This is a genomic window from Achromobacter sp. EG18 (genome assembly GCF_059759395.1).
In genome coordinates this window covers 300,632-327,558 of the sequence record NZ_CM186213.1, presented here as the reverse complement: position 1 = coordinate 327,558, position 26,927 = coordinate 300,632, and the positions used below count along the sequence as shown (strand labels likewise).

29 protein-coding genes are annotated in these 26,927 nt (G+C 70.6%); 19 read left to right on the top strand and 10 right to left on the bottom strand.

Going from position 1 to position 26,927, the window contains the following annotated elements:
* Nucleotide 1: 1 nt before the first annotated feature.
* Nucleotides 2-952 carry a LysR substrate-binding domain-containing protein gene (locus AC6CR5_RS01600; RefSeq protein ID WP_026383835.1) on the bottom strand — a complete coding sequence of 317 codons (951 nt, stop codon included), beginning with the start codon at nucleotides 950-952 and terminating at the stop codon, nucleotides 2-4.
* 97 nt (nucleotides 953-1,049) lie between these two features.
* Here AC6CR5_RS01600 and AC6CR5_RS01595 point away from each other — a divergent pair, with 97 nt between their 5' ends.
* Nucleotides 1,050-2,384: an MFS transporter gene (locus tag AC6CR5_RS01595; protein WP_047992909.1), complete on the top strand. Its 1,335-nt coding sequence runs from the start codon at nucleotides 1,050-1,052 to the stop codon at nucleotides 2,382-2,384.
* Between the two features lie 37 nt (nucleotides 2,385-2,421).
* On the opposite strand, the gene AC6CR5_RS01590 is transcribed toward AC6CR5_RS01595, so the two are convergent.
* Entirely contained in the window at nucleotides 2,422-3,306 is an 885-nt protein-coding gene (locus tag AC6CR5_RS01590) for a LysR substrate-binding domain-containing protein (protein ID WP_498085226.1), read from the bottom strand.
* Nucleotides 3,307-3,429: 123 nt separating this feature from the next.
* On the opposite strand from AC6CR5_RS01590, the gene AC6CR5_RS01585 reads away from it, so the two are divergent.
* Nucleotides 3,430-4,092, top strand: a complete 663-nt coding sequence (locus tag AC6CR5_RS01585) for a flavodoxin family protein (protein ID WP_200221101.1) — start codon at nucleotides 3,430-3,432, stop codon at nucleotides 4,090-4,092.
* Here AC6CR5_RS01585 and AC6CR5_RS01580 read toward each other — a convergent pair.
* From AC6CR5_RS01580 to AC6CR5_RS01545, 8 genes are all read right to left on the bottom strand, one after another.
* The gene (locus tag AC6CR5_RS01580; RefSeq protein ID WP_049052531.1) at nucleotides 4,001-4,939 is read right to left on the bottom strand and encodes an alpha/beta hydrolase family protein; all 939 of its coding nucleotides are present in this window, start codon (nucleotides 4,937-4,939) and stop codon (nucleotides 4,001-4,003) included. The genes AC6CR5_RS01585 and AC6CR5_RS01580 overlap by 92 nt on opposite strands.
* A 120-nt stretch (nucleotides 4,940-5,059) precedes the next feature.
* Entirely contained in the window at nucleotides 5,060-5,938 is an 879-nt protein-coding gene (locus AC6CR5_RS01575; protein WP_026383839.1) for an AraC family transcriptional regulator, read from the bottom strand.
* A gap of 63 nt (nucleotides 5,939-6,001) precedes the next feature.
* Complete coding sequence (locus tag AC6CR5_RS01570; protein ID WP_024068455.1) at nucleotides 6,002-6,961, bottom strand: proline dehydrogenase family protein; 960 nt, start codon at nucleotides 6,959-6,961, stop codon at nucleotides 6,002-6,004.
* An 80-nt stretch (nucleotides 6,962-7,041) separates the two neighbouring features.
* Complete coding sequence (locus AC6CR5_RS01565) at nucleotides 7,042-7,956, bottom strand: DMT family transporter (protein ID WP_020927103.1); 915 nt, start codon at nucleotides 7,954-7,956, stop codon at nucleotides 7,042-7,044.
* Between the two features lie 141 nt (nucleotides 7,957-8,097).
* Nucleotides 8,098-9,345 carry a D-amino acid dehydrogenase gene (locus AC6CR5_RS01560; protein WP_498085225.1) on the bottom strand — a complete coding sequence of 416 codons (1,248 nt, stop codon included), beginning with the start codon at nucleotides 9,343-9,345 and terminating at the stop codon, nucleotides 8,098-8,100.
* A gap of 181 nt (nucleotides 9,346-9,526) precedes the next feature.
* On the bottom strand, nucleotides 9,527-9,964 hold the full coding sequence (locus AC6CR5_RS01555; protein ID WP_006384382.1) for an Rrf2 family transcriptional regulator: 438 nt from the start codon (nucleotides 9,962-9,964) through the stop codon (nucleotides 9,527-9,529).
* A 19-nt stretch (nucleotides 9,965-9,983) separates the two neighbouring features.
* On the bottom strand, nucleotides 9,984-11,201 hold the full coding sequence (gene hmpA / locus AC6CR5_RS01550) for an NO-inducible flavohemoprotein (RefSeq protein WP_035181312.1): 1,218 nt from the start codon (nucleotides 11,199-11,201) through the stop codon (nucleotides 9,984-9,986).
* A gap of 99 nt (nucleotides 11,202-11,300) precedes the next feature.
* On the bottom strand, nucleotides 11,301-11,942 hold the full coding sequence (locus tag AC6CR5_RS01545; protein ID WP_498085224.1) for a 4'-phosphopantetheinyl transferase family protein: 642 nt from the start codon (nucleotides 11,940-11,942) through the stop codon (nucleotides 11,301-11,303).
* A gap of 133 nt (nucleotides 11,943-12,075) precedes the next feature.
* Between AC6CR5_RS01545 and AC6CR5_RS01540 the strand changes: the two genes are divergently transcribed.
* Genes AC6CR5_RS01540 through AC6CR5_RS01460 form a run of 17 tightly spaced genes read left to right on the top strand, consistent with a single transcriptional unit; the run spans nucleotide 12,076 to nucleotide 26,916 of the window.
* Nucleotides 12,076-12,792, top strand: a complete 717-nt coding sequence (locus tag AC6CR5_RS01540) for a beta-ketoacyl synthase chain length factor (RefSeq protein ID WP_498085223.1) — start codon at nucleotides 12,076-12,078, stop codon at nucleotides 12,790-12,792.
* The gene (locus tag AC6CR5_RS01535) at nucleotides 12,789-13,688 is read left to right on the top strand and encodes a lysophospholipid acyltransferase family protein (RefSeq protein WP_054497843.1); all 900 of its coding nucleotides are present in this window, start codon (nucleotides 12,789-12,791) and stop codon (nucleotides 13,686-13,688) included. Before AC6CR5_RS01540 ends, AC6CR5_RS01535 begins: the two co-directional genes overlap by 4 nt.
* Entirely contained in the window at nucleotides 13,669-13,929 is a 261-nt protein-coding gene (locus AC6CR5_RS01530; RefSeq protein WP_498085222.1) for a phosphopantetheine-binding protein, read from the top strand. Before AC6CR5_RS01535 ends, AC6CR5_RS01530 begins: the two co-directional genes overlap by 20 nt.
* A 16-nt stretch (nucleotides 13,930-13,945) precedes the next feature.
* Nucleotides 13,946-14,203 carry an acyl carrier protein gene (locus AC6CR5_RS01525; RefSeq protein WP_047992983.1) on the top strand — a complete coding sequence of 86 codons (258 nt, stop codon included), beginning with the start codon at nucleotides 13,946-13,948 and terminating at the stop codon, nucleotides 14,201-14,203.
* On the top strand, nucleotides 14,200-14,748 hold the full coding sequence (locus AC6CR5_RS01520; RefSeq protein WP_047992918.1) for a COG4648 family protein: 549 nt from the start codon (nucleotides 14,200-14,202) through the stop codon (nucleotides 14,746-14,748). Before AC6CR5_RS01525 ends, AC6CR5_RS01520 begins: the two co-directional genes overlap by 4 nt.
* Nucleotides 14,749-14,751: 3 nt before the next feature.
* The gene (locus AC6CR5_RS01515; RefSeq protein WP_498085221.1) at nucleotides 14,752-16,452 is read left to right on the top strand and encodes an ApeI family dehydratase; all 1,701 of its coding nucleotides are present in this window, start codon (nucleotides 14,752-14,754) and stop codon (nucleotides 16,450-16,452) included.
* A complete protein-coding gene (locus AC6CR5_RS01510; RefSeq protein ID WP_498085220.1) occupies nucleotides 16,439-17,191 on the top strand; it encodes a glycosyltransferase family 2 protein in 753 nt (250 codons plus the stop codon). The genes AC6CR5_RS01515 and AC6CR5_RS01510 overlap by 14 nt, the downstream gene beginning before the upstream one ends.
* Entirely contained in the window at nucleotides 17,188-18,111 is a 924-nt protein-coding gene (locus AC6CR5_RS01505; RefSeq protein ID WP_047992921.1) for a lysophospholipid acyltransferase family protein, read from the top strand. The genes AC6CR5_RS01510 and AC6CR5_RS01505 overlap by 4 nt, the downstream gene beginning before the upstream one ends.
* On the top strand, nucleotides 18,104-18,547 hold the full coding sequence (locus tag AC6CR5_RS01500) for an acyl-CoA thioesterase (RefSeq protein WP_047992922.1): 444 nt from the start codon (nucleotides 18,104-18,106) through the stop codon (nucleotides 18,545-18,547). Before AC6CR5_RS01505 ends, AC6CR5_RS01500 begins: the two co-directional genes overlap by 8 nt.
* Nucleotides 18,544-19,140 carry an outer membrane lipoprotein carrier protein LolA gene (locus AC6CR5_RS01495; RefSeq protein WP_054497753.1) on the top strand — a complete coding sequence of 199 codons (597 nt, stop codon included), beginning with the start codon at nucleotides 18,544-18,546 and terminating at the stop codon, nucleotides 19,138-19,140. Before AC6CR5_RS01500 ends, AC6CR5_RS01495 begins: the two co-directional genes overlap by 4 nt.
* Nucleotides 19,124-21,451, top strand: a complete 2,328-nt coding sequence (locus AC6CR5_RS01490; protein ID WP_435816128.1) for an MMPL family transporter — start codon at nucleotides 19,124-19,126, stop codon at nucleotides 21,449-21,451. Before AC6CR5_RS01495 ends, AC6CR5_RS01490 begins: the two co-directional genes overlap by 17 nt.
* A gap of 44 nt (nucleotides 21,452-21,495) precedes the next feature.
* Nucleotides 21,496-22,749: an NAD(P)/FAD-dependent oxidoreductase gene (locus tag AC6CR5_RS01485; RefSeq protein WP_054497751.1), complete on the top strand. Its 1,254-nt coding sequence runs from the start codon at nucleotides 21,496-21,498 to the stop codon at nucleotides 22,747-22,749.
* Nucleotides 22,750-22,756: 7 nt separating this feature from the next.
* Entirely contained in the window at nucleotides 22,757-23,314 is a 558-nt protein-coding gene (locus AC6CR5_RS01480; RefSeq protein ID WP_054497750.1) for a hypothetical protein, read from the top strand.
* Nucleotides 23,311-24,513: a beta-ketoacyl-ACP synthase gene (locus AC6CR5_RS01475; RefSeq protein WP_150100197.1), complete on the top strand. Its 1,203-nt coding sequence runs from the start codon at nucleotides 23,311-23,313 to the stop codon at nucleotides 24,511-24,513. The genes AC6CR5_RS01480 and AC6CR5_RS01475 overlap by 4 nt, the downstream gene beginning before the upstream one ends.
* A complete protein-coding gene (locus AC6CR5_RS01470; RefSeq protein WP_054497749.1) occupies nucleotides 24,510-24,965 on the top strand; it encodes a hotdog family protein in 456 nt (151 codons plus the stop codon). The genes AC6CR5_RS01475 and AC6CR5_RS01470 overlap by 4 nt, the downstream gene beginning before the upstream one ends.
* Nucleotides 24,962-25,693: a 3-oxoacyl-ACP reductase FabG gene (gene fabG, locus AC6CR5_RS01465; protein WP_054497748.1), complete on the top strand. Its 732-nt coding sequence runs from the start codon at nucleotides 24,962-24,964 to the stop codon at nucleotides 25,691-25,693. The genes AC6CR5_RS01470 and fabG overlap by 4 nt, the downstream gene beginning before the upstream one ends.
* Nucleotides 25,693-26,916 carry a beta-ketoacyl-ACP synthase gene (locus tag AC6CR5_RS01460; protein ID WP_047992930.1) on the top strand — a complete coding sequence of 408 codons (1,224 nt, stop codon included), beginning with the start codon at nucleotides 25,693-25,695 and terminating at the stop codon, nucleotides 26,914-26,916. The genes fabG and AC6CR5_RS01460 overlap by 1 nt, the downstream gene beginning before the upstream one ends.
* Nucleotides 26,917-26,927: the final 11 nt, after the last annotated feature.

The window sequence follows — 26,927 nt, the reverse complement described above, 5'->3', positions numbered from 1 at the left end:
TTCATGGAATCGGTTCAAGGCGCTCGGCCTCCTCGGAAGGGACGCGCGCCGGCAGGCCCGGCATGGCCGGCAGCGCCGCGACGCTGTCGCGCACGCAGCGCCGCACGATATCGGCCAGGGCCGCGGCCACCGGGCCGGGCCGGCCTTGCGCGTGATACAGTGACAACGACAACGGCGGCAACGACGGCAGGCCCTGCTCGCCCGGCGCCATCACCCGCAACCCGGCGGGCAGCCCCAGCGGCGTGCGCACCATCAGCCCCAGCCCCGCGCTGACCGCCGCCCACAGGCCCGCCAGGCTGGGGCTGATGAAAGCCGAGGTCCAGGCGATGCCGGCGCGGTCCAGGGCATCGGTGGCGCGGCTGCGGAACAGGCAGGGCGCCTCAAACGCCACCAGCGGCCAGGCGCCGTCGGCATCGCGCGCCGGGCCCGTCGCGGCCGGACCGATCCAGCACAGCGGCAGTTCAGCCAGCCGCTGACCATGCGGCCGCGCCGCGTCATGGTCCCAGGCCAGCGCCAGGTCCAGTTCGCCCGCCGCCACGCGTTCGAGCAGCTCGGCATTGCGCGCCACCCGCGCTTCGATCCGCACCTGCGGATGGGCGCGGGCGAACTGGCCCAGCACGCGCGGCAGCAGGATCTCGCCGAAATCCTCCTGCAGACCCAGGCGCACCCGCCCCTGCAGGCGCGTGCCGCGCACCGCCACCGAAGCCTGATCGTTCAGATCCAGCAGCCGGCGCGCGTACGCCAGCATGGTCTCGCCCGCGTCGGTCAGCGCCAGGCCGCGACCGGCCTTGCGCAGCAGCGGCACGCCGGCCTGTTCCTCGAGTTTTTTCAACTGCGCGCTGACGGCCGAAGTCGAGCGCCCGAGGCGGTCGGCCGCGCGGCCGAAGCTGCCCAGCTCCACCCCCGCGACGAAGCTGCGCAGCACGTCCAGGTCAAAGGTGACAGGCCTGATCATCCCGTTTTTCAAAACCTTTAGTTAAAAATTTCCCGATTTTCAGAATGATGTTACGGGCGCAGACTTTGCCGCGTCAATCCCATCTGGAACCGTCATGTCCCTGCCCGCCTCCGTGCTTTCCGCCCCAACCCCTGCCGCGCGCCCCACCCACCGCTGGAAGGTGCTGGCGGTGGGGGTGGCCGCCAATGCTGCCTTCTCCGCAGCGGCGGCCGGCCTGCCCGCCACCGCCGTCTTCCTGCGCGCGGACTATCAACTGGACAACGACGCCCTGGGCCTGGCGCTCGGCGTGCTCGGCCTGGGCGTGGCGTTGTTCGAGCTGCCCTGGGGCCTGCTGGCCGACCGCTGGGGCGACCGGCCGGTGCTGCTGGGCGGCCTGGGCGCGACGGCCGCGGCGCTGGCCTGGATGAGTCTGTTCGCCACGCCGGCCCACGGCGTCGCGCCCGCCTTGTGGCTGCTGGCGCTCGGCCTGCTGCTGGTGGGCGTGATGGGCGGCAGCGTCAACGGCGCCAGCGGTCGCGCGGTGATGGCATGGTTCGACGAAGGCGAGCGCGGCCTGGCGATGAGCATCCGCCAGACCGCCGTGCCGCTGGGCGGCGGACTGGGCGCGCTGGTGCTGCCCTGGCTGGCGTCGCGGGCCGGTTTCGGCGCGGTCTTCGGCCTGCTGGCCGGCCTGTGTGCGGGCGCCGCGCTGCTGACGCTGGGATGGCTGCGCGAGCCGGATCGGGCGCACCCCGCCACGGCGGCCGGCTACACCGCAGCCTCCCACGCCGGCGGCAACACCCCGACAACCTCCCCGCCCTCGCGAGCCGCCACCCACACGCCGATCGCCGCCGCGTCGAGCCCCCTGCGCGACGCCAGGGTATGGCGCGCGGCGGTGGCGATCGGCCTGCTCTGCTGCCCGCAATTCGCGGTGCTGACGTTCGCCACCGTATTCCTGCATGACTTCAGCGGCGCCGGCATCGCCACGCTGACCGCCGTGATGGTGGCGGTGCAACTGGGCGCCATGGTGGCGCGCATCGCCGGCGGCCGCTGGACCGACCGCCACGGCAATCGCCGCGCCTACCTGCGCGGCTGCGTCTGGCTGGGCTGTGTGTTGTTCGTGGCGCTGGCGGCCGCGGCCTGGCTCCAGGGCGCGGTCCCCGGCAACCGCGCGGCGCTGCTGGCCGTGCCGGTGCTGCTGGCCGCCGCCGGCATCTGCGCCTCGGCCTGGCACGGCGTGGCCTACACCGAACTGGTCACGCTGGCCGGCGCCGCCCGCGCCGGCACCGCGCTGGGGCTGGCCAACACCTGCGGCTACCTGGGATTGTTCCTGACGCCGCTGGCGCTGCCGCGGCTGGTGGCGGCCGCGTCCTGGCCGCTGGCCTGGCTGGCCGCCGGCGGCGCCATGCTGGCAATCTTGCCGCTGTTGCCGCGACCGGCACGGCCGTGAATGCGCGTCGACCGGCACGCATCGACCAACGCCGCCGCTAGTCCTTGAATTCCTGCCGCAGCCACGCCAGGAACGCCTTGACCGGCGGATGGCGCTCGCGCCCCGGCGCGCACAGCGCGGTGTAGGCCGCGCCGGCCACGCTGACCTCGGGACGCAGCGGCACCAGCGTGCCGGCCGCGACACTATCCGAAACCATGACCGAACTGGCCAGCACCAGTCCCTGCCCCGCGATGGCCGCCTGCAACGCGTAGTGCTCTTCCGCATAGGCGTGCAGCGCCGCCGGTTTGCGCCAGGCCGGCAGCCCGGCCGCCTCGCACCACTGCAGCCAGCCCTCGTCATACAGCGCCGAATCGCGCCAGCGCACGGTCACCAGCGCGGGGCGCGCCCGCCGCGCCTGCGCCACCACCGCGGGCGCGCCGTAGACCCCGAACCGCTCCTGCAGCGTACACGCAGCGTGCAGCATGGGATAGCGCTGGCGGCTGTAGCGGATCGCCACGTCGACGCTGGCGTCCTGCAACAGGTCGATCGTCTCGGCCTGCGCCTGCAGGCGCAACTGGTACTGCGGATACGCCTGGTAGAAGCGGCCCAGCCGCGGCACCAGCCACAGTGCCGCGAAGGAATGGGTGGTGGACAGGGTCAGGGCCCCGGCCGCGCTGGTCGGCCGCAACGCGTCCAGCGTCTGGGCGATGTCGAGCAAGGCGCCGTGCGCGCTGGCGAACAGCCGGGCGCCGGCGTCGGTCAGGCGCACGCCCTGCGGCACGCGATCGAACAGCGCCACGCCGGCATGGCGCTCCAGCGCCTTGATCTGGTGCGAAACGGCGGTCGGCGTCACCGACAGTTCGGCCGCGGCCGCCTTGAAGCTGCGCAAGCGCGCGGCAGCCTCGAAGGCGCGCAAGGCGGTAACCGGCAGGGAGGCGAACATGGCAGGCCATCCAGATGAATTGAACTCATCTTAGCCAAGAAATCATCGTTTGTCCCGATGCCTATTGGTGCGTAAATTTTCCTTTGTTCGTTCCACATGTTCCACCCACCGAGGCATCCATACATGAATTCATATCATCAATCCAAGCGCCTGCTGATCCTGGCCGGCAGCCCCCGCCGCGACGGCAACAGCGCCGCGCTCGGCGCGGCGGCCCAACGCGGCGCGCAGGCCGCCGGCAGCAACGCCACCCTGCTGTTCCTGGACGACTACATCAAGGGATTCCTGCCCGACCTGCGCCATGCGTCCGCGCCGGACGACCGCTACGCCGAGCTGTTCCTGGAACACTTCCTGCCGGCCGACGGCGTGCTGTTCTGCACCCCGCTCTACTGGTACGGCATGTCGGCGCAGACCAAGGCGTTCTTCGATCGCTCGTTCACGCATTACGCCGGCAGCGGCCCCGAGCCCGAGGCGGTCAAGGCCCGCATGGCCGGCAAGCGGCTGGCCCTGGCCGTGGCCTCCGAAGAAACCTATCCCGGCGCGATCCTGGGCGTGGTGCACCAGGTGCAGGAATTCGCCCGCTACACCCACGCCGATTTCGTCGGCGTGGTCCATGGCGCCGGCAACAGCCGCGGCGAAATCGCGGCGGATCCGCGCAACCCGCTGCGGGCGGCCGAGACGCTGGGCGCCGAGTTCTTCACGCGGAAATACTCGGACTATCGGCTAGAGACGCCACGCAGTCACAACGTATGGGCGTCGCCCCCGCCAGACGACGCTCGCCGCGACTGAGCCAGCCCAGCGCGATCGGCCACAGCGTGTCGCGAAAACGCTCGTGGAAAAAAGCGAAGTGGCCGATCCCGTCCAATCCCAGCGCAGCCGGCGCCAGGCGCAGATGGGTGCGGGCGCTGCCGGTGAAGTACGCCAGCAGCCGGCCGACGGCGGCCTCGGTGCCGAATTCGTCATCGGTGACGCTGAGCGCCAGGATCGGCGCCGTCACCGCCGCCATGGCGGCCACGCGGTGATCCGGCCCGCCCCGCCCCTCGAAGCGCGGGCCCATGAAGCTCCAGTCGCGCACCACGCCGCGCGGCGTGTCTTCCAGCCACCCCAGCCGGCGCCCCGGAAAATAACCCAGGCACGCCGCCAGCAGCGGCATCACGACATGCCATTTGGCCAGCATGCGCAGGCGCTGCCCGGCGGCGTAGTCGCGCCAGTAGGCGTATTGGGCGCCCATGGTGAAAATGCGGCGCAGCCCGCGCGCCGAGGGCGCCAGGCCGGTGACGAAACCGCCGATGCTGTGCGCCACCACGTCCACCGGCTGGCCGGGGAAATGGCTGCGCACATAACCCAGCACCGCCTCGAAGTCCTTTTCTCCCCAGTCCATCCACGATGCCTGGAAACCGCGCAGGGACGCGGGACGCGATTCGCCGATGCCACGGTAGTCGTAGGTCAGCACGTCGAAGCCGTGCTGGTGCAGGTAGGCCGCGAAACGCGCGTAGTAGCGGCAGCGCACCGACGTGGCGGCGTTGATGACCACCACGGGCCGCGGCCCGGCCGGATCGGGAGCGGCGTGCCGCCATGCATATCCCCCCAGCGCCACCCCGTCCGCGGCGCGCAGCGCGATGCGTTGCGAATCCATTTCACATTCCTCCCGATCAATCAACATGGCGCGAACAGCCACCGCATGAGTCGATTAGATCCCGACAAATCGGCCGATTCAACCGATCATTCATCGCCCATTACATGATCCATAGGAATGTCATTGTGCCCGCTTGCGGGCCGCGGACCGGCGCAGCACGCCGGGCGGGCTGCCATACACCTGCTTGAATACCCGCGTCAGGTGGGCTTGGTCGGCAAAGCCCACGGCCAGCGCCGCCTCGGCCAGCGGCAGGCCGCCGCGCAGCAGCGCGCGGGCGCGCGCCACCCGCCAGTTGCGCAGCCACGCCTGCGGCGGCAGGCCATAGCGGCGCGCGAACTGCTTGACCAGCGTGCTGCGATGGCGGCCATCGGCCCGCGCCAGCGCCTCAAGATCAGGCGCGCAGGCGGGATCGGCGCGCATGCGCTGCAGCAACAGCTCGCAGACGTCGGCAACGGCCCGGGCCGGCGGGGCCGCGGGATCGGAGCCGCTCGAGCGGGCCGGCATCGGCCCGGCATCATCGGCTGCTTCGGCCGCCCCGCCCGCCGGCGCGCCATGCGCCGCCAGCAGCCGGAACAGGGCCGCCGACAACTGGGCGCGGCGCACCGCGTCATCGGTGTCGTCGGGGGCCAGCGCCGCCAGCCATTGCGCGCACAAGGCCGCGTCGCCGATGACCGGCCCTGGCAGGCCCAGTCCGTCCTCGCGCAGGGCCAGCGCATGCTGCTGGAACCAGGCCGGCTCGATATATGCCATGCGGTAGGCGAGCAGGCCGGCCGAGGTGCCGCCGGTGTGCACCTGACCCGGGGCGATCACCACCAGGTCGCCCTCTCCCGCCTCGAACGGACGGCCGTGCACCGTGAAGGCGCAGCGCCCGCGCGCGATCGCGCCGATCGACCAGGCGTCGTGGAAATGCGCGTCGTACCGGTAGGCGCGCAGGTCGGCGATCAGCACGTCGCCGGGCAGCTCCGCGCCGCAATGCCAGATATGTTGGGAAACCGCCATGGAAAAACCGCCCGTCCGGAACGCTCGGGGTGCCGCCTCGGCACGCCCGGCCAATGCGACAGGCTACCCGAAATACTCGCCGTCCGCGGCCAGCGAGCGCGCCAGCAACCAGGCATTGCGTGGATTTTCGCCCACGCGGCGGACCGCGTAGGGCCACCAGTCGGCCCCGAACGGCAGGTACACCCTGACCGCGTAGCCCAGGCGCCGCAGCGCCAGCTGCCAATCGGGCCGCACGCCGTAAAGCATCTCGAACTCGAACTCATCGGGGGCCCAACCCTGCTCGCGCGCCAGCGCCATCACGGCACCGGCCAGGCGGTCGTCATGGGTGCCGAACACCGGCAGGAAGCCGGCGTCGCGCGCCCGCGGCGTCAGCATGAGGGTGGCCGCGTCCAGGTAGGCCTGGTCGATACGGGCCCGGCCCGCGTGATCCAGCGCGCGTTCCGGGAACGCCCCCTTGACCAGCCGCAACGAGGTGCGCTGGCCGACGACCTGGGCCAGGTCGACCAGGGTGCGGCGGCGGCGCGCCTGTAGCGTCAGGCCGGCCGGCAGCCCGTCCCGCAGCAGTTCGGCGTGCAGCGCGCAGGTGCGCTCGCGCAGGCCCGAATCCTCCATGTCCAGCACCACCCAGTCACGCCCGCCGCCCGCGGCCTGGCGCGCCGCCGCCGCGATGCGCCGGGCGTTCTCGCGCCCCAGCGCATCGTCGCGCATGTAGCCGATGGCGGTAGGGTCGATCGAGACATGCACGTCCAGCCCCGCGCCGCCCAGCGCGGCGCAGGCCTGCATCGCCTGCCGCGTGTTGTGCTCGATGGCCTCGGGGTCCGCCACGTACTCGCCCAGGTAGAACAGCGACGCGCGGATGCCGTGGACCTCGCGCAGCCGGGTGGCGGTGCGCACCGCCTCGGCGATATCCGCGCCGCCGACGAAGCGGCGCGCCAGCGAGCTGCGCGTGGCCAGGGCGCGCATGGCGCGGCCCGCGCCCGGACTGCGCGCCAGCGCAATGGCGGTTTTCTGGAAAAGGCTCATGGGCTCTCCGGTCAAAGAGAGCCACTATGCGGCGCCGCCCCCGCCCCGTCTTGAACGGGAGTGAACCGCGCCGGCGCCCGTCACGCCTTGCCGCAGGCCTGCGCGGCGGCGCGGCCATGGCCGAACAGCGGCCGCTGCACCGTCTGCGCCAACAGCACGCCCGCCAGTGTCACGGCGCCGCCCAGCAGGTGATACGAACGCAGCTGCTCGCGCAGCAGCACGAACGCGGCCAGCGCGGTGAACAGCGGCAGCAGGTTGATGAAGATGCTGCAGCGGTTCGGCCCCAGGCGATGCACGCCCTCGATCCACAGGAACGACAACAGCACAGACGAGAAAATGCCGGCGTACAGGATCAGCGGAATCGTCTTCATGTCCAGCGCCGCCTGCGCGGCCGGCACCCGCAGGTACAACGGCAGCATGTACAGCAGCGCGAAGATCGACTGCACGAAGGTCGATTGCCAGGCCGGCACCGGCACCTTCCAGTGGCGCAGCAGCACGCCATAGAGCGCGTAGGAGAAGGCCGCCATCAGCATCAGGCCGTCGCCGACGTGGATGCCATGCTGGAAGACGCTCAGCATGTCGCCCTGCCCCACCAGATACAGCAGGCCCAGGAACGACAGCGCGCCGCCGGCCGCCATGCCCAGGGTCAGCGGATCGCGCAGGATGACCACGCTCAGCAGCATGCTGAGCAGCGGGATCAGCGCGGTCAGGATGGCCATGTTGGTGGCGGTGGTGGTTTCGGCGGCGCGGTACGACAGCGCCTGGAACACCGCCGACGACAGGGCGCCATACAGCGCCAGCTTGGGCCAGTGGCGCAGGATGGTCTTGCGGTTGCGCCACACCGGCACGGCCGTGAACAGCCCCATGATCGCCAGCGCCAGGATCAGGCGGTAGAACGTGATGGCGGTGGGCGAGATGGCGCTGGCCGCCATCTTGGAAACGATGACATTGCCCGCCCAGAACAGAATGGCGAACAATGGAAACAGGTAGGACATGATGGGGTCACTCGCGGAAATGGGAATCGGCCACCGCCCGCGCGCGGGGCGCAGGGGCGGATGGCCGATATCCTATTGAGCGGTGAAGCGCCCGTCTGCCGATGAACAGGCAGCGACTATCGCAAAAGGGACAGCCCGTGATCAGGGCCGGAAGGGCAGCGCGTCCAGCGGCGCATCCAGCCCGTCCATCTGCGCGGTCAGGAGCGCGGCGCTGCCGCAGGCCAGCGTGAATCCCAGCGCGCCCTGGCCGATATTGAGCCACAGGTTGTCGGCCGCCGGGCTGCGCCCGATCAGCGGCTTGCCGGTGGGCGTGGCCGGGCGCAGTCCGGCCCAGGGAATGGCCTGCTCCAGGTCCAGCGCCGGAAAGGCCTCGCGCACCTGGCGCTTGAGCAGCGCGATGCGGGCCGGATCGATCTGCGCGCCTTCGCTGCCGATGTCCACCATGGCGGCAATGCGCAACACGCCGCCGACCCGCGCGTAGACGATGCGGCGTTCGTAGTCGGTGACGCTGATGCGCGGCGCCACGGCATCGTCATCGGCCAGCGGCACGGTCAGGCTGTAGCCCTTGAGCGGATAGAGCGGCACATCGTGTCCCAGCGGCCGCAGCAGCGCGCGCGTGCCGATGCCGGTGGCCAGCACCACGGCGTCGGCGCCGATATCGCCCTCTTGCGTGCGCACGGCGACGATGCGGCGGCCTTCGCGTTGCAGGCCGGCGACGGGGTTGGACATGGCGCACTGCACGTTGGACAGGCCGCGCAGCCGCTCGAACAGCGCCTGCGTGAACTGGCGGCAGTCGCCCGCCTCTTCGCTGGGGGTGTAGATGGCGCCGGCCAGGCTGGCGCCCATGCCGGCCAGCGCCGGCTCGCGCGCCAGCGTCTGGGCGGCGTCCAGCACCTGTTGCTCGGCGCCATGGGCGGCCTGGTACGCCACCAGCGCGCGCGCCTTGTCCAGCAAGGCCGGGCTGCGGTAGGCGATCAGCTTGCCGTTCCTGAGATGGCCGAATTCCAGGTTTTCCTGCTCCAGCAACGCATGCATGGCATCGCGGCTGAGGAACGACAGCGCCTGCAATTGCGCGGTGGACTCGCGCGCCACCGATGCGCGGCAGGCCAGCGCGAAACTCAGGCACCAGCGCCATTGGTGGGGATCGAGCCGCGGCCGGAAGCGCAGCGGCGAATCCTCGCGCAGCAGCCAGCCTGGCACGCTGGGCAGCACGCCCGGCCCGGCCAGCGGCGCGACATAGCTGTAGCTGAGCTGGCCGCCATTGGCGTAGCTGGACACCTCGGCCGGATGGGCGTGGCTGTCGACCAGCACGACGTCATGGCCCTGGCGCGCCAGGAAGTACGCGGAGGTGACGCCCACGACTCCGGCACCGATTACGCAAACGCGCATACCCTGCATCCAAATAAGAAAATGGCAACGGTCTTATTCTGAGGCGGGGGACGGATGATCGCAAATCACCAAAGGCCCAGCACCCATAACCCGCCCTCATGGTCCGGCGTCATGGCCCCGACCCTCGGGGGCTGGCGTCACGGCCGGGCTACGCCGGCCGGCGCCGCAGTCGGCGCGGCCGTCAGGCGGCGCGGTGCAGCTTGATGATGGCGGCGGCGGTCGGATCGCGCACCAGGTCGGCCAGGGAATAGCCGTTGAGCGCCTCGTAGAACGCCTGCAGGGTCTGCGCCAGCACCCCCGACAGGCGGCAGGCGCCGTCCAGCGCACAGGGCGGTTCGCGGCAGTCGATCAGCGGCCCCTGCTGCTCCAGTTCACGCACCAGGTCGCCCAGGCGGTAATCAGCGGCCGGGCGCGCCAGCGCCAGCCCGCCGCCCTTGCCGCGCGCCGTGCTGACCCAGCCGCGCTGCGACATGAAGTGCACCACCTTGACCAGGTGGTTGCGCGACAGGTCGAAGCGCGCGGCGATCTCCGGGATGGTGACCGCCGCGGGCCGGTCGCGGCACTGCGTCAGGTACATCAGTACCCGCAGGCCGAAGTCGGTGAATCGGGTCAGTTGCATGGCCGCCAGGATACACCGGTCAGGCCGGCGCGCCGCCGCTGCCGAAGGCCTCGGCGTGGATCCGCTCGGGCGCCACGCCCAGCGCCAGCAGCGTTTCGCGCTGGGCCCGCATGAAGCCCGACGGGCCGCACAGATAGTAGTCGGCGCCCGGCACGATGGCCTCGTCGCGGATGGCGTTCAGGTCGACGCGGCCGCTGTGGTCGTAATCGTGGCCCTTGCGGTCGCCGCTGCCGACCTCTTCGTAGAACACCGCCTTGCGCACGTTGCCGCGGCTCGCGGCGATGGTGTTGACGTGGTCTTTCATGGCGTGCACCGCGTTGTTGCGACAGCCGTGCACGAAGCGGATCTGGCGGGGATCGTCGGTTGCCACCAGGTGGTTCAGGATGGAAACCATGGGGGTCAGCCCCACTCCGCCGCTGAGCAGCACCACGGGCGCGTCACTGTCCTCGCGCAGGTGGAAATCGCCCTGCGGCGGCGCCACGTCCAGCACCCCGCCTTCCTGCAGATGGTCGTGCAGCGCGTTGGACACGCGCCCGGCCGGGTTCTGCGCGCCGCCCGCCTCGCGCTTGACGGAAATCCGCAGCCGGCCCTGGCCGGGCGCGTCCGACAGGCTGTACTGGCGCGGCTGCATCAGGCCCAGTTCGGGCACGTAGACCCGCACCGACACATATTGGCCGGGGCGATACGCCGGGACCTCGCCGCCGTCGGCGGGCGCCAGGTAGAACGAGGTGATCTCGGCGCTTTCGGGCTGCTTGCCGACCACGCGAAAGGCGCGCCAGCCGGTCCAGCCACCCGGCTTGGTGGCCGAGTCCACATACAGGCGCGCCTCTTCGGCGATCAACATGTCGGCCAGCTGTCCATAAGCGGCGGCCCAGGCGTCGACCAGCTCATCGGTGGCGGCCTCGCCCAGCACCTCGCGGATCGACGCCAGCAGGTGCTTGCCCACGATCGGGTAGTGTTCGGGCCGGATGCCCAGGCTGACATGCTTGTGGACGATGCGCGTCACCACCGGCGCCAGCACCGAGGGATCGTCGATGTGCTCGGCGTAGGCCGCGACCGCGCCGGCCAGCGCCTGCTGCTGCTCGCCGCCCGCCTGGTGGCCCTGGTTGAAGACGTGCTTGAGTTCCGGATTGTGCTGGAACATGCGGGCATAGAAATGGCGGGTCAGCGCCACGCCATGGGTTTTCAGGACCGGGGCCGTGGCTTTGACCAGGGCGCGGATTTGCGGGCTCAACATCGACTGCTCCTTGCGCTGCGGATGGCGCCGAAGCCACCCTTTTTAAACATGCATTAATAATACATGTTTAAGTGCGGCGCACAAAATCCGCCCTGGCATTCAGCCGCCCTGCCCCGTCCATTCACCCACCAGGCGCCGCCCCGGCCAGGTACAACGGGCGGCCGCGCGCCAGCCGATACGGGCCGGCGCCGGACCGGCGCCGCGCCACACCGTGGCCATCACCCAATCGCTGCCCAGCCCCCAGCACATCGCCTGCCAGTAGCCCGCCGGCGGGTGTAGCGCTAGCCGGCCCGAAGCGTCCGGCGCCATGCCGATCGACGCCATGTCCGCGGGGAAATCCAGCCCGGCCGCCTTGACGAAGGCTTCCTTGAGCGTCCACAGCATATAGAAACGCTCGAGCCGCGCGGCCGCGCCGGCCGCCCGCAGCAGCCAGTCGCGTTCCGGCTCGCTGCAGACCCAGGCGGCCAAGGCGGCGGTATCGCGCGGTCGCACCCGCTCCAGATCCACGCCCACGGCCCAATCCACCGGCGCCTGCGCGCACAGCGCGTGGCCGCCGCTGTGGCTGAGCGAGAGGGTGTGAGCCGCGGGCGCCTCCGCCCGCACCTGCTGCAGCAAGGCGCGGCTGACCTGCCAATCATCGCGCGCCCTGGCCGAGCGCAGCGCCACGGCGCGGCGCCTTTCCGCCGCCGACAGCAGATCCGGCCGATAATCGCCGGCCGCGCGTTGGTCCGCCCACCACAAGGAAAGTTCCCCAAAAATCATGCGTTCACGTAACGATTTGGTAAAACAAAATGTAAAATACCTGGCGTTTTCATTGTTTTAGTAACGTCTAAAAACAATTCATGAATTTGCGATCAGTGTAAGATCGCGCGCTATGCTGACCTTTTCCATTGCGCAATGGCAGGGTTGGACATCGGGTATGCAAGACGCGAGCAGCTGGTCGTATTGGGCTGAACATCCTTATTGTCCCGTTGGAGAACCCAGCCCCCCGCGCCTCGAATTCCTGCCCCCGATGCAGCGCCGCCGTCTCAGCCCGATGGCGCGCGCGGTGTTCGAATGCGCGTGGCCGGTCGCCGAAGGCCAGCCGCCCATGCCCCTGGTATACGCCTCGCGCCATGGCGAAACCACACGCAATTTCGGCCTGCTGCAATCGCTGGCCGCTGGCGAACCGCTGTCGCCCACCGCCTTCGGCCTGTCGGTGCACAATGCCGTCGGCGGCCAGTGGTCGATCATACGCCGCGAAACCACCGAATCCATCGCACTATCGGCCGAAGACGACGGCCTGGAGCACGCCTTCCTCGAAGCCGGGCTGCTGCTGGCCGATGGGCACGACAACGTGCTGGTGGTGCTGGCCGAGGAACAGCCGCCCGCGCCCTACGCGCCCTGGATCGACGACGTGCCCTTTACCTACGCGGCGGCATTCCGCCTGCGCGCCGGCGCTGACTGGCGGCTCGAGACCGCGGCCGACACCGGCGTCGCCCCGCAACCCTGGCCCAACGCGCTGAACCTGCTGCGCCACCTGAACCTGCAAACGCCCAGCTGGCGACACGCCAACCGCGCCCGCCAATGGCTCTGGACCCGCTCGGCATGACGCCTTCCAGCACCACCCCCGCCGCTCCCCAGGCTCGCCAGGACTTCTGGCTATGGCGCCTGGTCGCCACCGGCATGGCCTTCACCATGTTCGGCGTCGGCGGACTGCTGCTGCGCCTGCTGGTGTTCCCGCCGCAGCGCCTGATCCCCGGCAATGCCGCCGATCGCCAGCGGCGCGCGCGGTGGGCGCTGAACGGCACCTTCCGCTTCTTCATCCGCTTCATGGTGCGCGTCGGCATCCTGACGGTGGACTTCAAAGGCGCCGAACGCCTGGGCCGGCCCGGCCAGATGATCCTGGCCAACCACCCGTCGCTACTGGACGTGGTGTTCCTGGTGGGCCACGTCAAGAACGCCAACTGCATCGTCAAGCATGGCCTGGCGCGCAATCCGTTCACGCGCGGGCCGGTCAGCAACGCCGGCTACATCACCAACGATGAAAGCTTCGACATGTTCGACCGCGCCGCCGAAGTGCTGCGCAAGGGCGAAACCCTGATCGTGTTTCCGGAAGGCACGCGCACCCCACAGGACAGCCTGCCGCGTTTCCATCGCGGCGCTTGCGCCATCGCGCTGCGCGGCGCCCGCGTGGTCACGCCGGTGGTCATCCGCATGAACCCGCGCAGCCTGACCAAAGGCGAACCCTGGTATCGCATTCCGCCGTGCCGCATGCGCTATGTGATCCAGGTCGGCGAGGACATCGATCCCGCGACGTGGTCCAATGCGCACCCGCTGCCGATCGCCGGCCGCCGCATGAACGATTACCTGCATGCCTATTTCGATGCCGAGCTGACGCGCCACGCGCCGGCCGGCACCCCGGCGCCCGTCGCCGGCCCCGACAACGAACAAGCGCGAATCGCGCCGCAAGTGGAGTCCAAGCTGGATGAATCAACTGGAAACTGAGCTCAAGACGCTCGTCATCGAATCCCTTGGCCTGGAAGACATCGCCCCCGACGACATCGATCGCGAGGCCAGCCTGTTCGGCGACGGACTGGGCCTGGACTCTGTAGACGCGCTGGAACTCGGCCTGGCGCTGCAAAAGCGCTACGGCCTCACCATCGATCCCGAAACGCGCAACATGCGCGAGCACTTCGCCAGCATCGCCAACCTGGCCGAATTCGTCGCGGCCCAGCGCCGCAACTGAGGCAATGGAGTTGACCATGCAGACCCGCGATGAAATCTTCAATACGCTGCGCGACACGCTGAGCGAATTGTTCGAGATCGAGCCCGAACGCATCACCCCCGAGGCCAACCTCTACACCGATCTCGAGATCGACAGCATCGACGCCATCGACCTGATCGACCACGTGCGCCGCCAGACCGGCCGCAAGCTCGACGCCAACGATTTCCGCAGCGTGCGCACCGTCGAGGACGTGGTGCAGGCCATGTGCCAGAAACAGCAGGACATCGGCGCATGAAACGCGGCCTGGCGCCCGCGCTGGCCGTGGCCGGCCTGGCCTACCCCTTCGTCGTCTACGCGACGCTGGGCCGGGTCAGCGCGGCCTGGCTGGCCCTGCCGCTGGCTGTGCTGTGGCTGGCCCGCGGGCTGGCCGAGCGCGACGGGCAGCCCAGCGCGCGCCTGCTGCCGCTGGCTGCAGTGGCGTTCTGCCTGGTCCTGGCCGTCTCCAATTCCACTGATTGGCTGCGCTGGTACCCCGTGATGGTCAACGCCATGCTGCTGGCCATCTTCGGGGCCAGCCTGCATCGCGGCCGCCCGGTCGTCGAACGGCTGGCGCGCCTGCGCAACCCCGATCTGCCGGCCGCCGGCGTGCGCTACACGCGCAACGTCACCCGTGTCTGGTGCGGTTTCTTCGCCATCAACGGCGCGATCGCGACCGCACTGGCCGCGTGGGGCCCGTGGAGCTGGTGGACCGCCTACAACGGCGCCATCAGCTACGTGCTGATGGGCCTGTTGATGGGCGGCGAATGGCTGCTGCGGCCGGCCGCTGCAAAGGCAGCCTGAGCGGTGGCCTGGACCGATCTGACGCATCTGCTGCTGCCGCGCGCCGAGGGCGCCAAAAGCGCGTCCGTTGCCGTCGCCCCCGCGCTGCCGCACGCCGATTTCAGCGCGCACTGCCTGGCTACCGCCAGTGCGCTGCGGGCGCGCGCCACCCGCCGCGCCGCGCTCTGGTTCGACGATGCCGCCGCCCTCGCCATCGCCCTGTTTGCGTGCTGGCGCGCTGGCGTGACCGCGGTCCTGCCGGGCGACGCGCGCCCCGACACCTGCACCCTGCTCGATGCCGACGTCGATGCCTGGCTCACCGACACCGACCTGCCACCCACTATCCGCCCCTGCTGGCGCCTGGACGCGCTGCGCGACGCGCCGCCGCTGGCGCCCGCGGCGCTCGATCCGGACCAGGCTCTGATGCTGTGCACTTCCGGCTCCAGCGGCACACCCAAGCGCATCGCCAAGCGCTGGGGCCAGCTGGCGCGCGAGGTCCAGGCCCTGCAGGCGCAATGGCCCGACGCTACTGGCGCGGTGCTTGGCAGCGTGTCGGCCCAGCACATGTACGGCCTGCCCTTCCGCGTGCTGTGGCCGCTGTGCGCCGGCCGTCCGTTCGACCGGCGCCAGCGGCTCTACCCCGAAGACTTGCAGCAGGCCAGCCTGCATCATCCCGTCTTCACCTGGATCGCCAGCCCGGCGCTGCTGCGCCGCCTGGGCGACCGTCTGGACTGGGCGCAACTGCGCGGCAGGCTCGGCCGCATCTATTCATCGGGCGGCGCGCTGCCGCCCGAGGTATCCGACGACATCGCGCGCCACCTTGGCCTGCGTCCCACGGAAATCTACGGCAGTTCCGAAACCGGTGCAGTAGCCTGGCGCGGTGGGGCAGACCTGTGGCAGCCCCTGCCCGGCGTGGCGGTCAGCCTGAACGCGCTCGGCGCGCTGCGCGTGGATTCTCCCTGGGTCGAAGCCGTCGACGCGCAGACCGCCGACGGCGCCACGCTGTCTGGCGGCCGCTTCCAGCTACTGGGGCGCCAGGACCGCATCGTCAAAATCGAAGAAAAGCGCATCGCGCTGCCCATGTTGGAACAGGCGCTGGCGCGCCATGCCCATGTGGCCGAGGCCCGCGTCGGCCGCGCCGCCAGCGCCACCCGCCTGACCGCGCTGGTCGCGCTGAACACGGCCGGCCTGCACGCGCTGCGCAATCAGGGCCGACGCGCCGTGGTGGACGCGCTGCGCCAGCACCTGGCGGCGGGCTTCGAATCGCTGGCGATTCCGCGCGGCTGGCGGCTCTCGCGCCAGCTACCCTGGAACAGCCAGGGCAAGATGACCCAGGCCGATTTCGAGACGGCCGCCGGCCCGCGTCCGCTGCGCCCCATGGTCGAACCGCTGCCGGCCGCCAGCGCCGACGAGCGCCGCTACCGCCTGGAGATCCCGTACGACCTGGCCTACTTCGGCGGCCACTTCCCCACCGCCCCGGTCGTGCCCGGCGTGGCTCAGATCGGCTGGGCGCTGGCGCTGGCGCAACGCGACCTGCTGCCGGACCTGCGTTTTGCAGGCATGGAGGCGCTCAAGTTCCAACGCCTGCTGCGTCCCGGCGACGTGGCAGAATTGGCATTGCGCTGGGATGCCGGCAAGCGCAAGCTGTATTTCACCTACACCCTGGGCGACGCGCCCTGCTCGTCCGGCCGCGTGCTGCACGGAGACCGCGATGGCGCCGCATAGGCTGTGCGCGCTCATCCCCGTCTACAACCACGGCGCCACCGTGGCCGCTGTGCATGCGCGGCTGGCGGCCCTGGACCTGCCCTGCGTACTGGTCGACGACGGCTCGGCCGCGGATTGCGCCGCCGTCCTGGACACGCTGGCGGCACTGCCCCGCACCCACCTGGTCCGCCGCGCCGCCAACAGCGGCAAGGGCGCCGCGGTGCAGGACGGGCTGCGCGCCGCGCGCGACCTGGGCTACAGCCATGTCCTGCAGGTCGACGCCGACGGCCAGCACGCCCTGGACGACGTCGCCAGCTTCGCGCAGGCCTCGCTGGCGCGGCCGGACGCGGTCATCTGCGGCGCGCCGCTATACGGCGACGACGTGCCGCGCAGCCGCCTCTACGGCCGCTGGCTGACGCGCTTGTGGGTCTGGATCAACACGCTGTCGCTCGACATTCCGGATGCCATGTGCGGCTTCCGCGTCTATCCGCTCGCCCCTGTGCTGCGGGTGATCGACGCCACGCAGGTGGGCCGGCGCATGGACTTCGACATCGCCATCCTGGTGCGCCTGCACTGGCTCGGGGTGCCCATGGCCTGGTTGCCCACGCGCGTGGTCTACCCCAAAGACGGCGTCTCGCATTTCAAGGCGCTGCGCGACAACCTGCTGATCAGCCGCATGCACGCGCGCCTGTTCTTCGGCATGCTGGCGCGCTCGCCGGCGCTGCTGCTGCGCCGCATCACCTCGGGCGCTCGCTCATGAGCGCGACCGATTCCCATTGGGCCGACCAGCCCGAGCGCGGCAGCCCCCTGCTGCTGCGGCTGACCGCCTGGGCCGCGCGCCGCGTCGGCCGGCGCGCGGTGGCGCCGGTGGTGTGGCTGGTGGTGCTGTATTTCTATGTGTTCGGCCCGCGCGCCAGGCGCGCCATCGGCGCCTACCAGCGCCGGCTGGCGCGCGCCAGCGGCCCGGCCACGCCGCTGCCGCGCTCGTTCCCGGTCTACCGTCAATACCTGGCGTTCGCGCAGGCGTTGCTGGACAAGCTCGACGTCTGGCAGGGCAAGATCACGCTGGCGGACCTGGACATCGACGATCCCGACGGCTTGCACGCGCAGATGGGCAAGGGCCGCGGCCAGATCCTGGTGGGCTCGCACCTGGGCAATATCGAGGTCTGCCGGGCACTGGCGGAACAGTCCGGGCTACTCAAGCTCAACGTGCTGGTGCACACCAAGCACGCGGCGCAGTTCGGCCGCTTGCTCGACGAGGCCGGCGGAGGCCTGCGCATGATCCAGGTCAGCGAACTGGACGCTGGCGTCATGCTCGACCTGGCCCAGCGCCTGGAGCGCGGCGAATGGCTGGCTATCGCCGGCGACCGCGTGCCGCTCAAAGGCGACCGCAGCACCGAGGTAACGCTGCTGGGCGACCCCGCCCCGCTGCCGCAAGGCCCCTGGCTGCTGGCCGGCCTGCTGCGCTGCCCGGTCAACCTGCTGTTCTGCACCCGCCACGGCAAACGCTACCGCGTGTCGATGCAGCGCCTGAGCGACGGCATCGAATGGAGCCGCGCCACGCGCCAGGCGCAGATCGCGCAATGGACGCAGCGCTACGCCGACCGCCTGGGCGCGCACTGCCGCCAGGCGCCGCTGCAATGGTTCAACTTCTACCCTTTCTGGAAAGACGATGCGTAAACGCGGCGCGCTTGGCGCGCAAGTCGAGATCCGCGTGCCCTTCTACGACGTCGATTCGATCAACGTCGTCTGGCACGGCCACTACGTCAAGTACCTGGAAGAAGCCCGCTGCGCGCTGCTCGACAGCCTCGGCTACGGCTATGACGCGATGCGCGCCAGCGGCTACGTCTGGCCGGTGATCGACCTGCAACTGCGCTACGCCCAGGCGGCGCAGTTCGGCCAGCGCCTGGTGGTGCGCGCCGAGCTGGTCGAATGGGAGAACCGCCTCAAGATCAACTACCTCATCCGCGAGGCCACCAGCGGCCAGCGCGTGACGCGGGCCAGTTCCGTGCAGGTGGCGGTCTGCATGCGCACCCGCGAGATGCAGCTGGCCTCGCCGGCCGTGCTGCTGGACGCGGTGCGACGCAAGCTCGACACTCCGGAGGACGCCTCGTGAAACGCCTGCTGATCTGCCTGGCCCTGGCCATCCTGCCCTGGAGCGCGCAGGCCTTCGACCTCGACGACCTGCAACAGCAACTGCGCGCCACGCCGATCGTGCGCGGCCATTTCGTGCAGCAGAAATTCCTGCGCTCATTGCCGCAGCCGCTGACCAGCCGTGGAGACTTCACCCTGGCCGCCGGCCGCGGCCTGCTATGGCTGCTGCGCAGCCCCATCGTCCAGGACCTGCGCATCAGCGCCAACGGCATCGCCCGCCGCGGCCCCGACGGTGCCTGGCAGGCACTGCCGCAGCAAACCGGCGCCGGCCGCGAGAACCGACTGTTCCTGTCGGTGCTGGCGGGCGACACCAGCGGCCTGCGCGAAAACTTCGACCTGAGCCTGTCGGGCGGCCCGGACGCCTGGCAACTGACGCTGCTGCCACGTTCGGTGTTGCTGCGCCAGATTTTCGAGAACATCCAGATCAACGGCGGCAGGCTGGTCGACCGCATCGAGCTGCGCGAGGTCCAGGGCGACCGCAGCGTGCTGCAGATGACCGATGCCGCCGCGGCCGAGGCCCTGACCCCCGAGGAGCAACGTGCCTTCGCCGATTGAACACTGGCTGCCGCGGCTGTTCAAGCTTGGACTGCTGCTGTTGCTGGGCCTGGGCGCCTGGCAGTGCCGCGATGGCTGGCCGGTGTCGGCCAACCTGATGGAGCTGGTGCCACACGCGCGTACCGACGCCACCCGGCAACTTGCCGAAGCCCGCATCCAGGAGCCGCTCAGCCGCCAGCTGGTGGCGCTGGTAGCCGCCCCGGCTGGCGGCGACAGCGCCGCGGCCGCGCGCCAGCTGGCGCGGCGCTGGCAGCACAGCGGCCTGTTCGACACCGCCCAGGTCGACGTCGAGGTCGACCTGGCCGACCTGCGCGCCCGCCTGCTGGCCAACCGCCTGGCGCTGCTGCCTGCCGCGCAGCGCCAGCAGTTGCTGGACGCCCCCGCCGCCTACGCCCAGCGCCGCGCGCGTGAACTGGTCGATCCGTTCTCGTCCTCCAGCGTGGTGCCGGTCGACCAGGACCTGCTCGGCCTGGCCCGCCTGGCCGAGCAAGCCCTGCGCCCCGGCGGCGCGGTGCAATACGACGTGGGCAGCGGCACGCTGCAGGCCGAAAGCGCAGGCCGCGTCTGGGTGCTGGTCCGCGCGACGACCCGCGACGACGCCTTCGACAGCGTCGCGCCGGCGCGCATCGCCGCGCAGATCGACAGCGACCGCCAGGCCTTGGCCGCCAGCGGCGCCGACCTGCTGGTGGCCGGCGGCGCCCTCTACGCGGCGGCCGGCCGCGCCCAGGCCGTCGCCGAAAGCGGCTGGATCGGCGGTATCGCCATGGCCGGCATCGTGCTGGTACTGTTGCTTGCGCTACGCCGCTGGCGCGCACTGCTGGCGCTGGCGCCGGTGGCCGTGGGCCTGCTGGCTGGTACGGTCGCCTGCGTCGCGGTCTTCGGTTCCATCCACGTGCTGACGCTGGTGATCGGCGCCAGCCTGATCGGCGTCGCGGTGGACTTTCCGATGCACTGGCTCGGCAAGAGTTACGGCATGCCCGACTGGCGCGCCTGGCCTGCCCTGCGCCGCGTGCTGCCGGGCCTGACCATCAGCCTGGCGGCCAGCCTGGTCGGCTACGTGGCGCTGGCGTTCACCCCCTTCCCCGCCCTGACGCAGACGGCGGTGTTCTCCGCCGCCGGCCTGCTCGGCGCCTACGCCTGCACGATCTGCCAGTTGCCGGCCTGGATGGAACGCTTCCGGCCGCGTCCGTGGCCGCCACTGCTGCGTTTCGCCGAGGGCGCGCTGCGCGTGCGCGAGCGCCTGGCCGGCCGCCGCGCCATCCTGTGGATGGGCGGCGTGCTGCTGGCGGCCGTCACCGCCGGCGGCATCGGCCGTCTCAGTATCCAGGACGACCTGCGCCAATGGCTGAGCCTACCCGCGCCGCTGCTGCAACAGGCGCGCCAGATCGGCGAGATCACCGGCTTCATGCCGACCAGCCAATTCTTCCTGGTGCGCGCGCCGGATCCGGACGAGCTGTTGCGCCGCCAGGCACGCATCAGCCAGGCGCTGGACGCGCAGGTCGCCGCCGGCAACCTGCAGGCCTACACTGCCCTGAGCCAGCGCGTGACACCGCAGGCCGATCAGCGTGCCCTGGCCGCCACGCTCGGCGCCCTGGCCGAACGGCCCCAGGCCTGGCGCGCCATGACCGACATCGGCCTGCCATTCGAGGCGCTGCGCCAGGAACTGCGCACGCTGGCGGCCCTGCCGCCCGTCACCCTCGACGCCGCCATGCAGGGCCAGGCCGGCGAGCGCTGGCGTCCGCTGTGGTTGGGGCAGCACGACGGCGAGGCCGCCGGCATGGTCACGCTGCTGGGCCTGCGCGATCCCGCCGCGCTGGCCGCCATCGCCCAGGCCGTGCCCGGCGTCACGCTGGTGGATCGCAGCGGCGAACTGAACCGTATGTTCACCTCCACCCGTGTCGAGGCCGCCGAACTCAAGCTGCTGTCCTACCTGGTGGCGGCGGCGCTGCTGTGCCTGACGCTGGGGCGCGCCGCCACTTGGCGCATCCTGGCGGTGCCGCTGGCGGCCACCGCGTGCAGCCTGGCTGCGTTGGGCTACCTGGGCCAGCCGCTGACCCTGTTCAGCCTCTTCGGCCTGCTGCTGGTGTCGGCCATCGGCGTGGACTACGCCATCTTCATGTACGAGCGGGTCGCCGGCGCGGCGGCCAGCCTGGTGGGCATCGTGCTGGGCGCGCTCACCACCCTGCTGTCTTTCGGCCTGCTGGCCGCCAGCCAAACCCCGGCCATCGCCAACTTCGGCATGGCAGTGGCGCTGGGCGTGGGCTTTTCCCTGTTGTGGGCGCCGTGGATCCGCCCCCCGCGCCAGGCCTGATTCTGCAGTCTTGCCATTGATCATCATTCGAGGAAACATCCAGCATGGAATATCGGGAAGTCGTCGTCATCGGGGCGGGCCCCGCCGGAGCCGTGGCCGCGGCGCTGCTCAAGCGCCAGGGGCATGACGTCCTGGTGCTTGAGCGCCAGCAGTTTCCGCGCTTCTCGATCGGTGAAAGCCTGCTGGCCCATTGCCTGGAATTCATCGAAGAGGCCGGCATGATGCCCGCGGTGCGGGCCGCCGGCTTCCAGACCAAGAACGGCGCCGCCTTCGCGCGTGGCGATGAATACACCTACTTCGACTTTCGCGACAAATTCAGCCCCGGCCCCGGCAGCACCTTCCAGGTGCAGCGCGCCCAATTCGACAAGGTGCTGGCCGACGACGCCGCGCGCCAGGGGGTGGAGGTGCGTTACCAGCAGGAAGTCATCGCCGCCGATTTCACCGGCGCGGATGGCCCCTTGCTCACTGTGCGCGGCCCGCAGGGCCAGCCCTACCAGGTGCGCGGCAGGTTCGTGCTGGACGCCAGCGGCTATGGCCGCGTGCTGGCGCGCCTGCTCGACTTGGAACGGCCGTCGTCGATGCCGTCGCGCAAGGCCATCTTCACCCACATCGAGGACCGCATCGACGATGCCGGCTTCGACCGCGACAAGATCCTGATCAGTGTGCATCCGGAGCAAAGCGGCATCTGGTACTGGCTGATCCCGTTCTCCAATGGCCGCAGCTCGTTCGGCGTGGTGGGCGGCCAGGACCTGTTCGGCGGCGCCGACCAAGACTTGATGACCACCCTGCGCGCCATGGCCGACGCCGCCCCCAACCTCAGGCGGGTACTGCGCAACGCCGTCTGGGATACGCCGGCCAACACCATCGGCGGCTATTCCGCCAGCGTCACCCGGTTGCACGGGCCGGGCTACGCGCTGCTGGGCAACGCCGCCGAATTCCTGGACCCGGTGTTCTCTTCCGGCGTCACCATCGCGCTGCGCTCGTCCAAGCTGGCTGCCGACGCCCTGCACCGGCAGCTGGGTGGCGAAACGGTCGACTGGCAACTCGATTTCGCCGACCCGCTGATGCTTGGCGTGGAAACCTTCCGCGCCTATGTGCAGGGCTGGTATAGCGGAGAATTCCAGGATGTGGTCTTCTACCAGAACGCCCAGCCGGATATCCGCCGCATGATCAGTTCGATCCTGGCCGGCTACGCCTGGGACACCGACAACCCGTTCGTCGCCAGTCCGCAGCGCCGCCTGCGCATGCTGAGCGAACTGTGCCGCGCGCCAGCTGCTCAGGCACACCCGGCCCGATGAGCCACTCATGATGTCCGTCCTGCCCTCGCTCCCGCCCGCCCTGCGCGCCGCCTGCGTCGCGCTGGCGCTGGCGGTGCTGGCCGGTTGCGCCAGCGCCCCGCCGGTGCCGGCGCGGCCGGGCGGCTTCGCGCTGCCGCGCCAGTTGCACGTGATCCAGGCCAGCCCCGGTCAGCCGACACAGGACACGCTGTTGGTGGTGCAACGCGAAGCGGCCGCCATGCGCTGGTCGCTGTTCGACCCGATGGGCGTGCCGCAGGCCCGCCAGATGCTGGAAGACGGCCGCTGGCGCAACGACGGCTTCCTGCGACCCAACGGTCAGGCGCGCGACCTGTTCGCGGCGCTGCTGTTCGCCTGGACTGCGCCGGCCGACCTGGATGCGGCCTACGGCGCCGGCGTCTGGCGCGCCACCCGCGCCGCCGACGGCTCGGCACAGCGCGAGCTGCTGCAACACGGCCAGCCGCGCTGGACCGTGCGCTGGCCGGCGGACGCGCCGGACGGCACGCTGGAAATCCGCGACGCCGCCGGCACCTTGTGGCGCGTTGCGCCATTGAAGGAGCAACCATGACCACCACCTGGCTGAGCCGCCCCGGCATAGTCTGCGCGCTCGGCGCCGGCATCGATGCCGTGGCCGACGCCGCCTTCGCCGGCTCCACCCAGGGCATGCGACCGCTGGCCGGCTGGGTAGCCGACCGCGCGCTCACGCTCGGCGCCGTCGCCGCTCCGCTGCCGGCCATCCCCGACACTTTCGCCGCGCGCCACCGCAGCCGCAACAACCAGCTGCTGTTGGCCGCCGCCAGCCAGATCGAGCCCCAGCTGCGCGGCGCCATCGCCCGCCACGGCGCCCACCGCGTGGCGGTGGTGCTGGGCACCAGCACCTCTGGCGTGAACGACAACGCGACGGCGTTCCGCGCCCTGGCCGCCGATGGCGTCTGGCCCGCCGACTACGACTACCGCCGCCAGGCGCTGTCGGCGCCGGCCCAGTTCCTGGCCGAGTGGCTGGGCGCGACCGGTCCGGCCTACACCCTGTCCACCGCCTGCACCTCCAGCGCCCGCGCGCTGCTGTCCGCGCGCCGCCTGCTGGCGCTGGGGCTGTGCGACGCGGTAGTCTGCGGCGGCGCCGACACGTTGTGCCGCCTGACCATCAACGGCTTCGCCACCCTGGAAGCGGTGGACGAGACCCTTTGCCTGCCGTTCTCGGCCAATCGCCGCGGCATCAACATCGGCGAGGCCGGCGTGCTGTTCCTGATGCAGCGCGAGCCCGCCGACGCGGCCAGCGTGGCCCTGCTGGGTGGAGGCGCCAGTTCCGACGCCTGGCACATGTCGGCGCCCGAGCCGAGCGGCGCCGGCGCCCTGCTGGCGATGCGCGCCGCCCTGCGCGGCGCCGGCCTCGATCCCGCCGACATTGGCTGGATCAACCTGCACGGCACCGGCACCGCGCACAACGACGCCATGGAAAGCCTAGCCGTGCACGCGCTGTTCCCGCGGGGCGTGCCGTGCGCCTCGACCAAGCCGCTGACAGGCCACGCACTGGGCGCGGCCGGCGCGCTAGAGGCGGCGCTCGCCTGGATCACCCTGGCGCCCACCAACGCCGACGGCCGGCTGCTGCCGCACGTGTGGGACGGCCAGCCCGACCCGACCTTGCCTACGCTCGACTTCAGTACCCACGCGCACCGTTATGCCGCGGGCGGCCGCCGCATCGCCATGAGCAATTCGTTCGCCTTCGGCGGCAACAACGCCAGCCTGATCCTCGGGGGGACGACATGAGCCCGTGGCCCATCGCCAGCCTGCTTCCGCACGCCGGCGACATGATCCTGATCGACGACGTGCTGGCGCACGACGCCGACGGCCTGACGGCGCGCGCCGTAGTGCGGCCCGGTCCCTACTCCCTGCCCGACGGCGCGCTGCCGCCCTGGCTCGGCCTGGAACTGATGGCCCAGGCGATCGGTGCCTGGGCCGGCTGCCAGGCGCGCCTGGCCGGCGCCGAGGTCAAGCTCGGCTTCCTGCTGGGCACGCGCCGCTACCACTGCCAGGCCGACGCGCTGCCGGCCGGCGCCGTTCTCACCATCCACGTGCAACGCGGGTTCATCGACGACAGTGGCATGAGCGTATTCGAATGCGAACTGCGCGACGGCGAACGCCAACTGGCCAACGCCCGCCTCAATGTCTACCAACCCAAGGACCCCAACGTTTTCATCCAGGAAGATACGCCCCAATGAGCGCCGCTCCCATTCTCGTCACCGGCTCCAGCCGTGGCATTGGCCGCGCCATCGCGCTGGCCCTGGCCGATGCCGGCCATGACCTGGTGCTGCACTGCCGCCAGCAACGCGCCCAGGCCGAGGCCGTGCAGGCCGACATTTCCGCCCGCGGCCGCCAGGCGCGCGTGCTGCAGTTCGACGTGGCCGACCGCGCGCAATGCGCCGCCGTGCTGCAAGCCGACGTCGAGGCCCACGGCGCCTACTACGGCGTCGTGCTCAACGCCGGCCTGACCCGCGATGGCGCTTTTCCCGCGCTCAGCGGCGACGACTGGGACCAGGTGCTGCGCACCAACCTGGACGGCTTCTACAACGTCCTCGGCCCGCTGGCGATGCCCATGATCCGGCGCCGCGCGCCGGGCCGGGTGGTCTGCATGGCATCGGTCTCGGGGCTGGTCGGCAATCGCGGCCAGGTCAACTACAGCGCCTCCAAGGCCGGTCTGATCGGCGCCGCCAAGGCCCTGGCGGTGGAACTGGCCAAGCGCCAGATCACCGTCAACTGCGTGGCGCCCGGTCTGATCGACACCGACATGATCGACGAGCACGTCCCGGTCCAGGAAATCCTCAAGGCCATCCCGGCCCAGCGCATGGGCCGGCCCGAGGAAGTGGCGGCCACCGTGGCCTTCCTGATGTCGCCCGGCGCCGCCTACATCACGCGCCAGGTCATCGCGGTCAACGGAGGGCTGTGCTGATGCAACGTGTCGTCATTACCGGCATGGCCGGCATCAGCGCGCTCGGCACCGACTGGGCCACCATCCGGCAAGCGTTCGAAGACGGTCGCAGCGCCATCCGCGTCATGCCGGACTGGGCTCGCTACAAGGAACTGAACACGCGCCTGGCCGGACCGATCGAGGACTTCCGCGTCCCCGCGCACTGGACCCGCAAGCAATTGCGCAGCATGGGTCGCGTCTCGCAGCTGAGCGTGCGCGCCGCCGAACTGGCGCTGGACGATGCCGGCCTGCTGGGCGACCCGAGCATCCGCGACGGCCGCATGGGCGTGGCCTGCGGTTCGTCGGTCGGCAGCACCGCCGAGATCCGCGCCTTCGGCAACATGCTGCTCAACGGCGTCACCGACGACCTCAACGCCAATTCGTACGTGCGCATGATGCCGCACACCACCGCGGCCAACGTCGGCATCTTTTTCGAGTTGAAGGGCCGCATCATTCCCACCTCCAGCGCCTGCACCTCGGGCAGCCAGGGCATCGGCTATGCCTACGAGGCCATCCGCTACGGCCGCCAGGCCCTGATGCTGGCCGGCGGCGCCGAGGAACTGTGCCCGAGCGAAGCGCTGGTATTCGACGCCCTGTATGCCACCAGCCAGAAGAACGACACGCCCGAACTGACGCCGCGCCCCTACGACCGCGACCGCGACGGCCTGGTCATCGGCGAAGGCGGCGGTATGCTGGTGCTGGAATCATTGGACCACGCGCAAGCGCGCGGCGCCCGCATCTACGCCGAGATCGTCGGCTTCGGCAGCAACTCGGACGGCACCCACATTACCCGTCCCGAGGCCGCCACCATGCGCATCGCCATGGAAATGGCGCTGGCCGACGCCGGCCTGCCGCCCGAGGCCATCGGCTACGTCAACGGCCACGGCACCGCCACGGAACAGGGCGACATCGCCGAGACCCAGGCCACGCACAGCCTGTTCGGCAGCCGCATGCCGATAAGCTCGCAAAAGAGCTACCTCGGTCACACCCTGGGCGCATGCGGGGTGCTGGAGTCATGGTTCAGCATCGAGATGCTGCGCGGCGACTGGTACGCGCCAACGCTCAACCTGGAGCACGTGGACCCGCGCTGCGGCGAACTGGACTACCTGCGCCAAGGCCAGCGCATGAGCCACGAATACGTCATGAACAACAATTTCGCCTTCGGCGGCATCAACACCTCGCTAGTGTTCCGGCGCTGGCCCTGAAGACATTTTCA

What these genes read in the sequence shown, in the direction of transcription:
- AC6CR5_RS01530 (WP_498085222.1), top strand. Translation starts at nt 13,669, where the DNA reads ATGAATCAACTGGAAACTGAGCTCAAGACGCTCGTCATCGAATCCCTT.
- AC6CR5_RS01535 (WP_054497843.1), top strand. Translation starts at nt 12,789, where the DNA reads ATGACGCCTTCCAGCACCACCCCCGCCGCTCCCCAGGCTCGCCAGGAC.
- AC6CR5_RS01590 (WP_498085226.1), bottom strand. Translation starts at nt 3,306, where the DNA reads ATGTTCGCCTCCCTGCCGGTTACCGCCTTGCGCGCCTTCGAGGCTGCC.
- AC6CR5_RS01520 (WP_047992918.1), top strand. Translation starts at nt 14,200, where the DNA reads ATGAAACGCGGCCTGGCGCCCGCGCTGGCCGTGGCCGGCCTGGCCTAC.
- AC6CR5_RS01575 (WP_026383839.1), bottom strand. Translation starts at nt 5,938, where the DNA reads ATGGCGGTTTCCCAACATATCTGGCATTGCGGCGCGGAGCTGCCCGGC.
- AC6CR5_RS01505 (WP_047992921.1), top strand. Translation starts at nt 17,188, where the DNA reads ATGAGCGCGACCGATTCCCATTGGGCCGACCAGCCCGAGCGCGGCAGC.
- AC6CR5_RS01585 (WP_200221101.1), top strand. Translation starts at nt 3,430, where the DNA reads ATGAATTCATATCATCAATCCAAGCGCCTGCTGATCCTGGCCGGCAGC.
- AC6CR5_RS01480 (WP_054497750.1), top strand. Translation starts at nt 22,757, where the DNA reads ATGATGTCCGTCCTGCCCTCGCTCCCGCCCGCCCTGCGCGCCGCCTGC.
- AC6CR5_RS01475 (WP_150100197.1), top strand. Translation starts at nt 23,311, where the DNA reads ATGACCACCACCTGGCTGAGCCGCCCCGGCATAGTCTGCGCGCTCGGC.
- AC6CR5_RS01460 (WP_047992930.1), top strand. Translation starts at nt 25,693, where the DNA reads ATGCAACGTGTCGTCATTACCGGCATGGCCGGCATCAGCGCGCTCGGC.
- AC6CR5_RS01595 (WP_047992909.1), top strand. Translation starts at nt 1,050, where the DNA reads ATGTCCCTGCCCGCCTCCGTGCTTTCCGCCCCAACCCCTGCCGCGCGC.
- AC6CR5_RS01525 (WP_047992983.1), top strand. Translation starts at nt 13,946, where the DNA reads ATGCAGACCCGCGATGAAATCTTCAATACGCTGCGCGACACGCTGAGC.
- AC6CR5_RS01510 (WP_498085220.1), top strand. Translation starts at nt 16,439, where the DNA reads ATGGCGCCGCATAGGCTGTGCGCGCTCATCCCCGTCTACAACCACGGC.
- hmpA (WP_035181312.1), bottom strand. Translation starts at nt 11,201, where the DNA reads ATGTTGAGCCCGCAAATCCGCGCCCTGGTCAAAGCCACGGCCCCGGTC.
- fabG (WP_054497748.1), top strand. Translation starts at nt 24,962, where the DNA reads ATGAGCGCCGCTCCCATTCTCGTCACCGGCTCCAGCCGTGGCATTGGC.
- AC6CR5_RS01560 (WP_498085225.1), bottom strand. Translation starts at nt 9,345, where the DNA reads ATGCGCGTTTGCGTAATCGGTGCCGGAGTCGTGGGCGTCACCTCCGCG.
- AC6CR5_RS01580 (WP_049052531.1), bottom strand. Translation starts at nt 4,939, where the DNA reads ATGGATTCGCAACGCATCGCGCTGCGCGCCGCGGACGGGGTGGCGCTG.
- AC6CR5_RS01540 (WP_498085223.1), top strand. Translation starts at nt 12,076, where the DNA reads ATGCTGACCTTTTCCATTGCGCAATGGCAGGGTTGGACATCGGGTATG.
- AC6CR5_RS01470 (WP_054497749.1), top strand. Translation starts at nt 24,510, where the DNA reads ATGAGCCCGTGGCCCATCGCCAGCCTGCTTCCGCACGCCGGCGACATG.
- AC6CR5_RS01570 (WP_024068455.1), bottom strand. Translation starts at nt 6,961, where the DNA reads ATGAGCCTTTTCCAGAAAACCGCCATTGCGCTGGCGCGCAGTCCGGGC.
- AC6CR5_RS01565 (WP_020927103.1), bottom strand. Translation starts at nt 7,956, where the DNA reads ATGTCCTACCTGTTTCCATTGTTCGCCATTCTGTTCTGGGCGGGCAAT.
- AC6CR5_RS01485 (WP_054497751.1), top strand. Translation starts at nt 21,496, where the DNA reads ATGGAATATCGGGAAGTCGTCGTCATCGGGGCGGGCCCCGCCGGAGCC.
- AC6CR5_RS01555 (WP_006384382.1), bottom strand. Translation starts at nt 9,964, where the DNA reads ATGCAACTGACCCGATTCACCGACTTCGGCCTGCGGGTACTGATGTAC.
- AC6CR5_RS01500 (WP_047992922.1), top strand. Translation starts at nt 18,104, where the DNA reads ATGCGTAAACGCGGCGCGCTTGGCGCGCAAGTCGAGATCCGCGTGCCC.